Consider the following 13,472-nt stretch of genomic DNA (forward strand, 5'->3'; position numbering starts at 1 on the left):
AATTTTTTGTATGGTGAAGCCTAATGGAGGAATGCTTACAGGAGAATGACAATCGTATTTCAGAATGTAATTGTTTGAATTATTTCACAAAGTTGAAATGGACAGATTTCTTATTTAGTACTTTATCATTAGTGGTATTTTGAGGATTCGTACGCTCAGGATCGAGCTTAATGGTGTTTGAGGGGATATTCCTCAAGGGAGCGAACTGCTCATAATCGAGCAGTTCAGAATATTCCGAGGGCGGGCTTAACAGCAACCACCGCCTTCGTTGTTGGAACCCGCTTCGGTATCGTAGGGAAGGGAGGTACCACAACCATCAAAAATGCCGTAATGCTTATCCCAGTTGCCTATAAACTCAAAGTGTTCTTTAAAACGGGTATCGTGCAACATGCGCCAGGTATTTCCACATACAGGGAATACCTTACCGGTTTCAATAAAGTGGTGTTTATCAAGCGTAAAGGCTTCGGGGTGATGTTCAATCGTACCTTTGTAGATCACTGCTTGCCCATAATCTTCGCAGGCAGGTTCAAGTTCATCGAGCTTGAATAAACGATAGGTGGCTGAGAAGAACTGGATGTTACCAAGCTTTTCTTTAATCGCTTCATTGTTGATGGCCAGTGGGCGGTCCTCCACAAGACGAGGATCTAGGAAACCACACTGCTTAGCCAGATTTTGGAAGTCATTCCAATACAGGGCGCCGCTGAGGCACTCGCCATACAGAATCGGGTCATTAATCAGAGCAGCAGGTACACGACGGTCGGAATAAACATCCGAAAAATATATTTCACCGCCAGGCTTCAGAAGGTTATAGGCTTGTTTTAGAACGGCCGCTTTGTCCTGACACAGATTGATAACGCAGTTAGAGACAACGATGTCGAAACTGTTTTCTTCCAGACCTAGGTCTTCAAGGTTCTCAAGGTATCCTTTTCTGAACTCTACGTTAGAGGCGTTGTAGCCAAATTTATCTGCGTGGAATTCAACATGTCGATTGGCAACGTCCAATTGTTCGTCGGTCATGTCGACACCCACAACGTAGCCATTTTCGCCAACCAGTTGAGCCAGTACATAGCAATCTCTACCGGAGCCACTGCCCAAGTCCAGAATACGTGCGCCTTCCAGTTTTTCCGGTGCAACCAAGCCGCAGCCATAGTAGCGGGTCAGTACTTCATCATGAACCTTTGTCAACGCTGTTTTTACATGACGAGGCATGTTGGTGTCCGTACAACAGGCGTCTGTTTTCAGATCGTCGCTGCTTTGAAGGGTTTTACCATAGTAATCCTGTACTTCTTCGCGCATTCAAGGCTCCGGCATTTTGTTGTTGACTGAATCGACATTGAATAAACCGTACGTGGTTGCATCAATATCGGTGAATGAATTTATTAGTGGCGTAGATCATAAGGCCCAATAACAGAAGTGTGAACCTTCCATCTACAAATAATCAGAGTCGCAAAATAGGACAAGGCTGGCAGATATTGGTTCATTGGTTCTGTTAGAGGGTGTTGGAGGAGGAAGGAGTGGTGCCAGTTGGTCTGGCACCTATGAATGCTATTTTTCAGGAATTAGCAGCTCATCAAGATTAATTTTACCAGGACGATACTGATTCACTTCGTGTTCGTCCGGATAACCCAAAGCCAGCCCGCACACGAGTTTGTAATCCTTAGGGATTTTAAAGTGCTTTTCAATCGGGGAACGCCACATGCCTAATGCCCCCTGAGCACAGCTACCCAGCCCTTTGTTTGTGGCTGCAAGCATCAGGGATTGCATGAAGATGCCTAAATCAACCAGCGCAGTGTGTTTCATACCCGGGTGGACAAAGAAGAAGATTGCGACAGGGGCGTTGAAGAAATTGAAGTTCTTTGCCATCTGCTCATCTCGAGCTTTGCGGTCATTCCGTTCAATGCCAAGCACTTCGTAGAGCCCCATGCCTGTAGCGACGCGACGCTTCTGAAAAATTCCTGGGTATTTACCTAGAATGGGTTTGAAGTCGCTGTCAGGTAGATCTGAGCTGGTTGCAGCAGAGATTAATTTTAGCGGCAATGGCTGCTTGCTGATCTTATTCGCAGCATGGTATTTGTTTACCAGCTCTTCCCCGAGCGCTTTACAGGTGTTACCTGTGGCTACTGCCAGTTTATATGGCTGGGTGTTTGAGCTGGATGGAGATTCCAGCGCTTCATTTAGCAGCTCATCGAGTACGGATTGCGGAACTGCTTTATCAGAGAAGGAGCGAATGCTTCTTCGTTGTTTAAGTGTGTCTAGGAATTCCATAGTGGCATCCTTTAATTTTTATTGTCTCAGCTATTGTTATTAATCTAGTTGATATGTCAACTAAATAAGCTAAGCAGGCGCTATTTAACTTGAGTTATTTGATTAAATGGTCATATAAGTGTCAAATTATTGTCGAGTTTGTGAATTGTGTAACAAAATGTGAATAACTTTCGAGGTCATTGGTGTTTGCTTTGGTATATTTCGGCGAATTCAAGCGTATTAGATATAGGATTAATGATGGACGTTGCCGAAGTAAGCCCTAAAGCTCGACAAAGAACCCGTCTTAGCCCCGAGGCTCGTCAAGCCCAGTTGTTGAAATGTGCTGTTATCGCTTTCGCAAACAATGGTATTGGTCGGGCAGTGCATGCAGATGTTGCGGAACTGGCGAATGTGTCTGTTCCTACGGTGTTTAATTATTTCAGAACACGAGAAGACCTTGTCGATGCAGTATTGGGTGAAGTCGAACGATTCTTTCTAGAGGTTGCTAACAAGGCGCATCATGCAGACTTAGGTGCTGTGGACTCGTTGAATGCTCATGGCAATCAATTTGTCGAAAGTGCGATTAACCAACCTGAATATGTCAAAGTCTGGTTGGAGTGGACCTCTTCTTTGAGGGACGACGTTTGGCCTCGTTACTTAGTACTTCACAACCGGGTGATCAATCAAATTGCACGTTCGATACAGCGTGGCATTGATTCAGGTGAAATCAGTGTCGGATTGTCCGCTCGTGAGCTTGCCATGATCTTTATGGGAAGTGCCCATTCAGTTGCGATGATGGTTTATGCACCTGAAACCACGGCGGATGGTATTCGTGCTTTCATGCAACGCGCAGTGCAGGTTCTCCTCGGTAAATCAATCGATTAATTACCGCTGTTACTATTCATAAAAAACATTCCGCAACAGGGTGTCTATCTGTAGACACTCTATTGCATCTTAATTCTATTGTTGGTTAAAAAATGATCTAAACTGAAGCTAGTTCCATTAGATCAGAAGGTTTTGACCAGTGATTCTTGAGCCTCTTTCCACTTACGTTTCGGAATCCGAAACGCTAGATTACGAAAGCATCAACGCACTGCTTACCATATTCGATAATGTAAAGGACCATTTGTCTATTGTGGGGCGGGATTATAGATACAGGCAGGTCAATCGTGCTTATGAGCGGGCGTTTGAAGTATCCCGGAATAATATTATTGGTAAAACAATATGGGATATTTTTGGCGATGACATTTTCCAGAATGTTATTAAACCAAAGTTAGACCTTTGCTTCTCCGGCGAAGAGGTTGTCTACCGACAGGAATTTCAATTTCCGGGCTACAGCGGAACTCGTTATATGGAAGTCCGTTATCATCCTATTTTTACTTGTAATGCGACAGGTAGGGAGTCGGTAGGGGCTGTGGTTGTTTCTGGTCATGATCTTACTCTCATGAAGAAGACCACAGATCAGCTCAATGATTTAGCTCGTATTGATGCGTTAACCGGACTGCCAAATCGACATGCAATCAAAGAAGGAATAGAGCGGTTCGAAGAGGATTACCTTCAACATGGTCAGGAATATACGTTGATGTTTATGGATCTCGATGATTTTAAAATCATTAATGATCTGCACGGCCATAAGATAGGTGATGAAATTCTTCATGTGCTTGGGGAACGATTCAGAAACTGTTTTCGAAAAGACGAATTGATTGGTCGGTATGGCGGAGATGAGTTTCTTGCGATCATTCCTTCCGCGCTGGATGACCTTGAGGTAAAACGCTTCAAAGAGCGCTTAATCAGTGATATCGAACGGCCAGTGAATGTTGTCGGCCATGTCATTAAGCCGAGGATCTCCATAGGTGCTGCCGTTGTTCCCAGAGATGGTAGCGGGCTGGATGTGCTCTTGGAGAAAGCGGACAAAGCTATGTATGAGCATAAGGCTTCCAAATCACGAAGGTCTTAATGCGAGCGAGCGCTTAGTTTCTGATGCTATTTTCTTAGGATTCTTTTATTCAGCGGAATAAATTTTCTGCGTATGAATCCCCTGATGTTACGTAATATTTATGTCATCCAAGTCAATTATTTTCACCTCAGCGTGAAAAATATTCAGTTCCTTTCTATTTGATTAGAGCATAAACTCTAGCTCCTAATAAGAATAATAACTCATGTTTTTGTGGCTTTCATTGGCTCGAAAGGCACTACAGCTAGAGGGAAAATACGTGATTTCATTTGAATTAAATGGTTCAAAAGTAGAGGTAGATGTAGAGCCTGATACGCCCTTACTGTGGGTGGTCAGAGACACATTAGGTCTGACCGGTACAAAGTTTGGTTGTGGTATGGGTCTATGTGGCGCGTGTACAGTGCATCTTAATGGACAGCCAATTCGTTCCTGCTCAATGCCTATTTCTGCTATTTCAGAGCAATCTATTACTACCATTGAAGGGATAGGCTCGGATTCGGCGTTGCATCCGGTACAACAAGCCTGGATCGAAGAGAGTGTACCTCAATGCGGGTACTGCCAATCAGGTCAGATCATGTCTGCGACTGCATTACTTCAACAAAACCCGACGCCATCTCTTCAAGAAATAAAATATTTTATGGCAGGGAACATCTGCCGTTGCGGCACCTATCCAAAAATTCAAAAAGCCATTTTGAAAGCCGCCGCTCAGTTACAGAGCCAAAATTCATTCGAGAGTGAGTCAAACATCAGTGAGTTTAATAACTATGAGTTAGCTCAGGAGGTGACGTCATGAGTCAGGATCTCCTTACGGCCAAAGATTTAACTCGCCGGGACTTTATGAAAGTGTCTGCCCTTGCTGGTGGCGGACTAGTGGTGGCGACCAGTTTGCTAGCTTGTTCAAACAAGTTGGTCAAAGATCAACAAACCGGTTTGTCGAATTGGACTCCGGATGCTTGGTTGAAATTGTTCAGTGATGGCACGGTGGAATTTACGCTCGATCGGGTTGAAATGGGTCAGGGAACGTACACAGGTATAACCACCTTGTTGGCGGAAGAATTGGATCTTCAACCAGATGCGATCAAGGTCGTATTTGCCCCTGCTAGCACAGAGTACCGGAACCCTGACTATGGTTTGCAGTTGACCGGTGGCAGTAACAGTATTTCCTCAAGTTGGCAGCCAATTCGGGAAACGGGGGCTTCAGTTCGTTATCTAATGAAGAGAGCGGCTGCAAGAGTCTGGCAGATTGAGGTTGATCTGTGTGACACAGACAACGGTCGAGTGACTAGAAAAGGCACGAATCAGTCGCTGAGTTATGCTGAACTCCTGACAGTTGCGGCCAAAGAATCGTTGCCTTGGTCAATTCCTCTGAAATCAGTCAACGAGTTTAAATACATTGGCAAGCAGTCCAAGCGTTTAGACTCTCCGCTCAAGTCCACGGGTAAAGCCAATTTTGGAATCGACACAAAGATTGATGGAATGGCGTATGCTTCCGTTGTGCGTAGCCCTGTCATTGGTGGGCGTGTTAAATCGTTTGATGCGTCTAACGCCTTAAGCTCGGCAGGTGTTGTTGATGTTGTCGAGATTCAAACGGGTGTTGCTGTTGTTGCCGACAGCTATTGGCGAGCCAAGAAAGCTGCAACTCAGTTAAACATTGTTTGGGATGAAGGTTCTAACGCCGACCTGTCTACGGCGAAAGTCTTTGATACTTATCGATCGGCATTGGCTGAAGACGAGGGCGATAGCCGTCGTGATGTAGGTAACTTTTCTGCCATTCAATCTTCTGGTGTGAAGCGCTTAAATGTAGAGTATGCCGCGCCATTTTTAGCGCATGCGACGATGGAACCTCAGAACTGTGTTGCTCAAGTGACGAAGGGTCGATGTGATATCTGGGCACCGACCCAAGCCCCTGATGTTTCTCAGATTGCTGTGGCGAAAGCAACGGATTTGTCTCTGGATCAAATCTTCATTCATACCACGTTCATTGGTGGTGGGTTTGGACGTCGTTTAACTCAGGACTTTGTGGCCGAGGCGGCCGAAATTTCGGCGAAAACTCAACGGCCAATCAAGTTGGTGTGGAGTCGTGAGGAGGATACTCAACACGATCTGTACCGTCCGGCATCTTTGCATCAATTGGAAGCCGTGATCTCGGATCAAGGTGATCTGGTTGGATGGCAGCACAGAATTGCATGTCCGAAAATCCTGAGTTGGTACGTCTGGGACGCAGCGCCTGCACAGTTTCCTTGGGCGCCCAAGTTTATGTACAACACGTTGGCAAAAACCGGCTTAGCGGGCGAAGGGGTACTTGCCCCAGAAGATCACTCGCCATTTGAAGGAGCTGAATCTTATCCGTATCAGGTGCCAAACATCGATGTTAGATATACCCATGCGGATGCCGGTGTGCCTGTGTCTTATTGGCGTTCCGTCGGCCATTCACAAAACGCCTTTGTGGTGGAAGGCTTTATGAATGAGGTGGCCGATGCCTCCGGAAAAGATCCTTATGAATTCCGACGCCAATTACTACAGTCTCAACCGCGTGCTTTGACGGTATTGGATCGGGTGGTGGACATCTCCCGCTGGAAAAGTAAGCCTGCTCAAGGGACCTATCGAGGGTTGGCGATCCATCAAAGCTTTGGTAGTTGGGTTGCTCAGGTGGTTGAAGTGTCAGTACAGGGAACACAGTACCAGGTTGAGAAAGTATACTGTGTGGTGGATTGTGGGTTGGTGGTGAACCCTGAAATTGTTCAGTCTCAAATGGAGAGTGGGATTATTTTCGCGCTTACCGCTGCCAAGTATGGCCGAATAGACATTGAGCAGGGGCGCGTTAAACAATCTAATTTCCATGATTACCAAATCCTTCGCATGAATGAAACACCAGAGATTGAGGTGGATATTGTGCCAAGTGCTGAGTCCCCTACAGGGGTGGGTGAACCCGGCGTTCCTCCGCTTGCACCAGCTTTGGCCGATGCATTGTTCAAAGCAACAGGACAGAGATTGAGGCAGTTACCATTGGAACTTGCTTCCTAGGTGTTTGTCTTTATTACTGATTTTTTCCTCGCATTTGGATAGTGATCAGCTATCCAGATGCCGGGGATATTCCGCGTTGTGTGTGAAATCAGTTTTGCTCAGAATAACGATTGGCCCTTAGCGCCTTCGACTAACAGAACAGGGATGCGTTAGTTTAGTAAAGAGAATAAAGCATGAATAAATTTGGAATCATTGTGCTTGCGGCGGGTCAGTCCCGACGCTTTGGCAGTCAAAAATTATTATACCCTCTTAAAATGGACTCTCAGCGTGATGCTCAACCTATGTTGGGATGGACCATCGAAAATCTGAAACAGGTGTCAGACCAGCTTTTGGTGGTTGTGGATGCCAATCAGCCCGAGTTGATTAATCTGTTACGATCCTTAGACGTCGATTACGTTGTGAATCATCATGCGGAACAAGGGCTTGGCGTTTCGCTTGCCTGTGGTATTAACGCCATTTCTGATGAGTGGGATATGGCAATGATTGCCTTGGGTGATATGCCGTTTGTTCAATCAGAAAGTTATCAAACGTTAAAACACGCTGCATTTCCAAATGCCATTGTGGTTCCGGAAGTAGAGCTTGCGAGTGGTGAGTTTAAACGGGGAAACCCTGTGGTGTTTGGCCGGGCGTTCTTTGAGGAGCTGGCCTTGCTTGATCAGGACCAGGGAGGACGAGACGTGATTAAGAATCATCAGGACTCAGTTATCTCTGTGGTGATTGACGATTCAGGGTTACTTCAGGACATTGATCAGCCGGATGATTTAATGAATCTGTCGGCATAACGACTCATGGTTTTATGAGACGTTGGTTACAGATAATGATTTTCTTTCGGCGCTGGGATGAGAGCAGCAAAGTAATAAAGCATTCGGTTTAGCTGAATTGGTTCATGAATTGTCGATCTATGCGGTCCTTTAAAGACCAAACCCAGCGTCCTTTAATAGTAAAGCCATACTTGCAGCCGACCGCTGATTTGTCGCCACAGGCAAGCAGACTCAGGAAGTCTTGTTGTGGTTGGTAGGGGACAAGCTCTGTATTCGTGTTTGTATCTGAACCTGAATTTGAATTTGTTAGAAGCGCACGAATGTTATGAGTAAGTGTGTCTGCCATACGAACTGCATAAACCCCGGCTTTAGGTAACGGTGATTTGCGAAAGTGTGCAACGTCGCCGGCCGCGAAGACCTGCGGATAGTCAGGGGTTTGAAGTGTTGGGGTGACTTCAATAAAACCGTTTTCAGATAAGGTTAACTGAGTTTGTTTAAGCCAGTCAGCGCCTCTGGCCTGAGTGCACCAGAAGGTCATGGCTGAATTCAAATGTTGTCCATCCTTCGCAATCAGAGAATCAGGTTTCACTAGGGCTACATCGAATTCGTAAAATACCTCGATATTCTGACGTTGAAGCTTCTGTTGAACATAACGCTTTAGCCGGGTTGGGTAACCCTGCAGGATGTCGTTACCCCGGCAGACAAGCTGAACGTTGATGGTGTTCAAGTTATTAGATGTGTCATTCTTTAACTTGTGTCGCATGGCTAACGCTAACTCAACACCTGCAGCGCCCGAGCCGACAATGGATAGATTTAACGGTTGATTAAGATCGGTGTGTTTTAGCTGATCTTGTTTTAGTTGATCTTGTTTTAGCTGATCTTGTTTTAGCTGAGCCAGCTGCTGTGTCCATTGCCTGTAAAACTGATCGATGGGTTTAACAGGAATGCAGTGCTCCGAAGCGCCAGGAACAGACAGATCAGGGGTCGCGCCTGTGTCAAACGAAATGAGCTCATAACCAAGTGATTCGCCGTTTTCGAGAAACAATAGCTGTTGTTGAGGATCAAGCCCAATCGCCTTTGATCTTATGAAATGAGTACGTGTACTTTGAGACAGTTTATGAAGATCAATATGAATGTCTTCATAGGAGTAGTGACCGGAGATCAGGCCAGGAAGCATACCGGAATAGGGTGTAAACAGATGAGGGGACACCAAGGTGATTTTGAGATCTTCTATTGGCTTCTTGCTGAGTGCTTTAAGCACCAGAACGTGAGTGTGTCCGCCACCGACCAAGACAAGATGTTTTGACATGAGTGTCCTACACTTAAAGCTCCCTAAACGAATCAATAACATATCAAGTGACAGGCTGGCTGGTAAAGCTGTCGGCAAAAGAAAGTGTGTTTCGAATAAGCAGACATTAAAATTCAAATAAAAGTGAATAAGGAAGAGCAGTGTTTACATTAACCATTAAGCCAAGATTTTGTGAGACGGATGCGTTGGGGCACATTAACAACACGGTTGTTCCTATGTGGTTTGAACAGGGGCGTGAACCTATTTTTGAGTTTTTTGTACCCTCTATGAAACCGGAAGATTGGAACTTAATCATTGCCCGTATTGAAGTGGATTTCCTGGCGCAGCTTGAATTTCGTCATGAGGTGGAGATCAAAACCTGGTTGGCGAAAATAGGTAATTCATCCATGCAGGTGACGCAAGAAGTGTGGCAGCAGGGGCAGTGTTGTGCTCGGGGTTCTGCAGCGTTAATTCATTTTGATTATGGAACCAACACTGCAACTGCTATTCCGGAAGACATTCGCGTTCAGCTTGAGGCGCATCTAAAGGGGTAGTTAAAGCGACCTTATTGATCCGTTAGAGCCAGTTCATTCTGTGCTGCAGGCATGGAATACTGGCCCGAACCGAATCCGTTTCTTCAAGTATAAGATCTCGGGTTAGAACGCCTTGACCGTCTTCCAATTCTCCTAGTATTTTCCCCCAAGGATCAATGATGCAGCTGTGGCCCCAGGTGCGGCGTTTTGGCGAATGTTGGCCGCCTTGATTGGCCGCAAGAATAAAACATTGGTTTTCAATGGCTCTGGCCTGCAGAAGAGGCATCCAGTGTGCTAATCCTGTCTGATAGGTGAAGGCAGAAGGTATCGCAATCACTTTAGCACCACGTTGGATCAGGTTTCTAAATAACTCCGGGAATCGTAAGTCATAGCATACCGCAATGCCCATTGCGCCCAACGGACTGACTGTGACACAGGTTCGGCCTCCAGCCTCATAGAAGTTGGATTCACGATAGGCGCCTTGTTGATCTCGAACATCAACATCGAATAAATGTATTTTGTCGTACCGGGCATATTCAGTGCCATCGGCGTCAACAATCAATGAGGTGGCGGTGGGTTTTTCCTGAACTTCGCTGTCCAGAATAGGCATAGTTCCCGCTACGACCCACAATCTAAGTTCACGACAAACACTTCGAAGCCAGGTACGGATGGGGCCATCTGCTTGCGCGTGGGTTTTAGCAAACTCTAAGGCATCTTTTTCACCAAAGTGAGCAAACATTTCTGGCAATATGGCGACTTCCGCGCCTTTTTCCTTGGCTTGTCTTAAAAGCTTAGCGGCTTGAGATAAGTTTTCATCGGTATTGGCTGTGCTTACCATTTGAATAACGGATGCTTTCATAGACGCTTGTTCTCGTTCCTAAATTGAGTCCTGACTGTTATTTGTAAAATGAGTAGTCCTATCGTTACCTGTCACTTTCACCGGTAAACCGAGATGTCAGTAAACTGAACTGTCAGTAAACCGGAATCGTCATCAAGTGATAATTGTCGATAAAAGTATAATCATAAAAAAGCCGGAACAATAAGTGTTCCGGCTTTTTTATGGTGGTGTTTATTTATGATGATGCTAATCGTTTTTGCTATCTAATGACGAAGTTCACTGTCGAGATGATCGACTGCCTCCGCCCAATCAGAATCTTCCTCTATGGCTTCGCGTAAAAAAGACGCTTGGGATGAAGTCCAGAATGGCGCTTCATCCAAGCGAATGCTGCCTGATATATGGTGATTCTGAATAAACTGATTGATGCTTTCCTGGTCTGACGCCAGACCTAGTTGTGAAAACAAGGTACTGAATTCGAAATGATTACTGGTATCCATTGTGGTCCCCAACACAAAGTTATGCTTAGTAATATGAGAATAGTCAGCGAAATCGAGTGAGCCAATGTAGTATATAGACCAGAGATGGAAAACATTGTTCAGCACCTCTGGTGGCAGGTGTAGCGGAGGTTTTTACTCTAGCGTACGTGCATTTAAGAGTTTTCAGTTTCAGAGAGCGATTAGTTCCAGAGAGCTATTAGTTTCAAAGAATAAATGGCTTCAAAGAATAAATGGCTTCAAAGAATAAATGGCTTCAGAGAACAAGTGGCTTCAGAGAAATTAGTAGGCTCGCTAAATCTGGAAACGTTGCATGGATTCCTGAATGCCATCAGAGATCTCAGTGAGTTCTTTCGATTGGCTAAGGGTTTTATTGATGGCGTTAGCCGTGTCTTCTGACAAGCTTCTGATGGTACCAATGTTGTGATTAATGTTTTCAACGATGGCAGCTTGTTCTTCTGTTGTTGAAGCGATGTTGATATTTACATCTTTAATTTTTAGTACGGAATCCGCAATATTCGCTAGCGCTTGTGAGGCTGTGGTGGCGCTTTGCTGTGATAACTCTGCCTTGCTTACCTGTTCGTGCATGATGCTGACGGAGTCGGCTGCGACATTCTGCAGGTTGGAGATAATGTGCTTGATTTCCTGTGTGGACTCCGAGGTTCGTATAGATAGTTGTCGAACTTCATCGGCCACCACGGAGAAACCGCGACCATGCTCTCCCGCTCGTGCGGCTTCAATGGCTGCGTTAAGGGCAAGCAGATTGGTTTGTTCGGCAATGGTTTCAATGACGGTGAGCACTTGATTAATGTTGGCGGTTTCGGTTTTAAGTTCTTCAATGGTGGCGGCGGCTTGGTTAACGCCCACCACCATTTCTGAAATATTGTGTTCAATTGCGTTAAATTGAGTTTGGCCCTGTTCTACCGAGGTGTTGGCCTGAACTGTTGCTTCAGCCGCATTCGCTGCGTTTTTAGCAACCTCCTGGAAGGTTTGATTCACTTCGGTCATTGCACTGTGAATGCTGGTAGCTTCGGTGAGTTGCTGTTGGCTGTGATGATGAATATCTTGAGATGTTTGGTTAATGTTGTCGCTTAAATCATTCAATGAATGCGCCTGGTTCCGCATGGAAGTCAGTAGCTCGATCATGTATTGGCGTAAACGTCCGCCTGAACGAATAAGACTTTGTAATTCTGTGGTGATCGCGCTGACGTTAAATTCTTCAGTGAAATCGCCTCGGGAGTATCGGCTGAAGTAGGGGGTGATTTGCTGGATGCGATTGGCAACCCGGCGCTGTATTTGGTCAACCAGCACAGCCACAAGAATGATAAAACCGATCAGAATGAACATTTTGGTCTTGTAGCGTGCGAGCTCAGTGGACAAAGACCTTTCATTGGTTTGGGCAATATCAGCCAGTTGGTTATCAATATCATCGAGATATTGGTTCACCTTGTTCATCGAGGTCTGAATGTGTTGTTGTTGATCTCGTGTTCGGCTCAATTCGTCTGGATAGCGCTTGATTAGATAACCCAGCTCGTTACGAATGTCTTCACTTTTGTTGTCTTCCGTTTCCTCATCATCAAAGAAATCCAGATCTGCACCAGACTCCGTTTGTGCATTGGGCAGTAGTGTTAGCTGATTGAGCGAGGATACGAAAGTTGAGAGATTTTTTAATTTAGCATTGATTGCAAGGAAGGCTTCTTCGGTCGGCTGGTTGAAATAGTTTCGTCGAAGCAGGCTGAGATTCACTAACTCATATTGTGCTTCTGAAGAGATCGATCCCCATTGTCGAGAAAGCGTCGAATCGATGTCAGCTTGTTCTTCTGCCAGATCCTTTAGGCTGTCCAACGCATTTGCGATTTCCCGTTCATTTTGGTCGAGCAGTAATTCTATGTTGCCTGACATTTTACCCGCCGCACGTACATCGGTTTGAAGCAATGTGAGAAGGTTGTCAGAGGTGGCTAATACGTTATCGATCTCAGAGACTTGTTTATGCGTGCTTTGATAGGCATGAGTATGCTCAATGGCCTGGGCTAAGGTCTCTTCTGCTTCGGAGAGGAGTAGGGTGTCGCCACTGCGTAAATACCGGGAAATCACTGAGCGGACATTTACTCGAAAGTCTTCAGTGATAAGGTTGAACGCTTTATTTTCCTCAAAACGTTCATCAATACTTTCGAGGCCAAAGTGCGTCAAACTGGCCAATCCAATGGCGATCGCGGCAAGGCAGCTGGTGTTCAGGACAGTCAGGTTTCGGATGTTCATTGGGCCCCCCGGTTAGATTAGCTACAACACGCGACTAACGAATTCTTCTCAGTTATCGCTTAAACTGGGGCAGAACT

Annotated in this window: 12 protein-coding genes; 6 read left to right on the forward strand and 6 right to left on the reverse strand. The window is 45.6% G+C overall.

Features of this window, described 5'->3' with window-relative positions; all coding sequences use genetic code 11:
- Positions 1-246: 246 nt before the first annotated feature.
- Together QQL66_RS14620 and QQL66_RS14625 are read right to left on the reverse strand one after the other, a co-directional pair.
- Complete coding sequence (locus QQL66_RS14620) at positions 247-1,296, reverse strand: methyltransferase domain-containing protein (RefSeq protein WP_284382376.1); 1,050 nt, start codon at positions 1,294-1,296, stop codon at positions 247-249.
- Positions 1,297-1,545: 249 nt separating this feature from the next.
- Positions 1,546-2,265, reverse strand: coding sequence for a nitroreductase (locus QQL66_RS14625; RefSeq protein ID WP_284382377.1), 720 nt, complete (start codon positions 2,263-2,265; stop codon positions 1,546-1,548).
- A gap of 159 nt (positions 2,266-2,424) precedes the next feature.
- On the opposite strand from QQL66_RS14625, the gene QQL66_RS14630 reads away from it, so the two are divergent.
- The 5 genes from QQL66_RS14630 to QQL66_RS14650 all read left to right on the forward strand — a co-directional run bounded on the left by QQL66_RS14630 (position 2,425) and on the right by QQL66_RS14650 (position 8,004).
- On the forward strand, positions 2,425-3,129 hold the full coding sequence (locus QQL66_RS14630) for a TetR/AcrR family transcriptional regulator (protein ID WP_284382378.1): 705 nt from the start codon (positions 2,425-2,427) through the stop codon (positions 3,127-3,129).
- 139 nt (positions 3,130-3,268) lie between these two features.
- On the forward strand, positions 3,269-4,201 hold the full coding sequence (locus QQL66_RS14635; protein WP_284382379.1) for a GGDEF domain-containing protein: 933 nt from the start codon (positions 3,269-3,271) through the stop codon (positions 4,199-4,201).
- Between the two features lie 202 nt (positions 4,202-4,403).
- Positions 4,404-4,991 carry a (2Fe-2S)-binding protein gene (locus QQL66_RS14640; RefSeq protein WP_431356915.1) on the forward strand — a complete coding sequence of 196 codons (588 nt, stop codon included), beginning with the start codon at positions 4,404-4,406 and terminating at the stop codon, positions 4,989-4,991.
- Positions 4,988-7,222, forward strand: a complete 2,235-nt coding sequence (locus QQL66_RS14645) for a xanthine dehydrogenase family protein molybdopterin-binding subunit (protein WP_284382380.1) — start codon at positions 4,988-4,990, stop codon at positions 7,220-7,222. Before QQL66_RS14640 ends, QQL66_RS14645 begins: the two co-directional genes overlap by 4 nt.
- A gap of 173 nt (positions 7,223-7,395) precedes the next feature.
- On the forward strand, positions 7,396-8,004 hold the full coding sequence (locus QQL66_RS14650) for a nucleotidyltransferase family protein (RefSeq protein ID WP_284382381.1): 609 nt from the start codon (positions 7,396-7,398) through the stop codon (positions 8,002-8,004).
- 88 nt (positions 8,005-8,092) lie between these two features.
- Here the strand turns inward: QQL66_RS14650 and QQL66_RS14655 are convergent, their stop codons facing one another.
- Positions 8,093-9,292 (reverse strand): FAD-dependent oxidoreductase, encoded by a 1,200-nt coding sequence (locus QQL66_RS14655; protein WP_284382382.1) that lies wholly within the window; start codon positions 9,290-9,292, stop codon positions 8,093-8,095.
- Positions 9,293-9,432: 140 nt separating this feature from the next.
- Between QQL66_RS14655 and QQL66_RS14660 the strand changes: the two genes are divergently transcribed.
- The gene (locus QQL66_RS14660) at positions 9,433-9,825 is read left to right on the forward strand and encodes an acyl-CoA thioesterase (protein ID WP_284382383.1); all 393 of its coding nucleotides are present in this window, start codon (positions 9,433-9,435) and stop codon (positions 9,823-9,825) included.
- Positions 9,826-9,847: 22 nt separating this feature from the next.
- Here QQL66_RS14660 and QQL66_RS14665 read toward each other — a convergent pair whose 3' ends face one another.
- The 3 genes from QQL66_RS14665 to QQL66_RS14675 all read right to left on the reverse strand — a co-directional run bounded on the left by QQL66_RS14665 (position 9,848) and on the right by QQL66_RS14675 (position 13,395).
- The gene (locus QQL66_RS14665) at positions 9,848-10,663 is read right to left on the reverse strand and encodes a carbon-nitrogen hydrolase family protein (protein WP_284382384.1); all 816 of its coding nucleotides are present in this window, start codon (positions 10,661-10,663) and stop codon (positions 9,848-9,850) included.
- A 242-nt stretch (positions 10,664-10,905) separates the two neighbouring features.
- Positions 10,906-11,139, reverse strand: a complete 234-nt coding sequence (locus tag QQL66_RS14670) for a DUF2789 domain-containing protein (RefSeq protein ID WP_284382385.1) — start codon at positions 11,137-11,139, stop codon at positions 10,906-10,908.
- A gap of 291 nt (positions 11,140-11,430) precedes the next feature.
- Positions 11,431-13,395, reverse strand: coding sequence for a methyl-accepting chemotaxis protein (locus tag QQL66_RS14675; RefSeq protein WP_284382386.1), 1,965 nt, complete (start codon positions 13,393-13,395; stop codon positions 11,431-11,433).
- Positions 13,396-13,472: the final 77 nt, after the last annotated feature.

Origin of the sequence: Litoribrevibacter albus, assembly GCF_030159995.1 — a bacterium.
Taxonomy (GTDB): domain Bacteria; phylum Pseudomonadota; class Gammaproteobacteria; order Pseudomonadales; family Litoribrevibacteraceae; genus Litoribrevibacter; species Litoribrevibacter albus.

Bases quoted from the DNA above. Each gene is read 5' to 3' on its own strand.
- QQL66_RS14620 (WP_284382376.1), bottom strand. From the start codon at position 1,296: ATGCGCGAAGAAGTACAGGATTACTATGGTAAAACCCTTCAAAGCAGC.
- QQL66_RS14625 (WP_284382377.1), bottom strand. From the start codon at position 2,265: ATGGAATTCCTAGACACACTTAAACAACGAAGAAGCATTCGCTCCTTC.
- QQL66_RS14640 (WP_431356915.1), top strand. From the start codon at position 4,404: ATGTTTTTGTGGCTTTCATTGGCTCGAAAGGCACTACAGCTAGAGGGA.
- QQL66_RS14645 (WP_284382380.1), top strand. From the start codon at position 4,988: ATGAGTCAGGATCTCCTTACGGCCAAAGATTTAACTCGCCGGGACTTT.
- QQL66_RS14650 (WP_284382381.1), top strand. From the start codon at position 7,396: ATGAATAAATTTGGAATCATTGTGCTTGCGGCGGGTCAGTCCCGACGC.
- QQL66_RS14655 (WP_284382382.1), bottom strand. From the start codon at position 9,292: ATGTCAAAACATCTTGTCTTGGTCGGTGGCGGACACACTCACGTTCTG.
- QQL66_RS14665 (WP_284382384.1), bottom strand. From the start codon at position 10,663: ATGAAAGCATCCGTTATTCAAATGGTAAGCACAGCCAATACCGATGAA.
- QQL66_RS14670 (WP_284382385.1), bottom strand. From the start codon at position 11,139: ATGGATACCAGTAATCATTTCGAATTCAGTACCTTGTTTTCACAACTA.
- QQL66_RS14675 (WP_284382386.1), bottom strand. From the start codon at position 13,395: ATGAACATCCGAAACCTGACTGTCCTGAACACCAGCTGCCTTGCCGCG.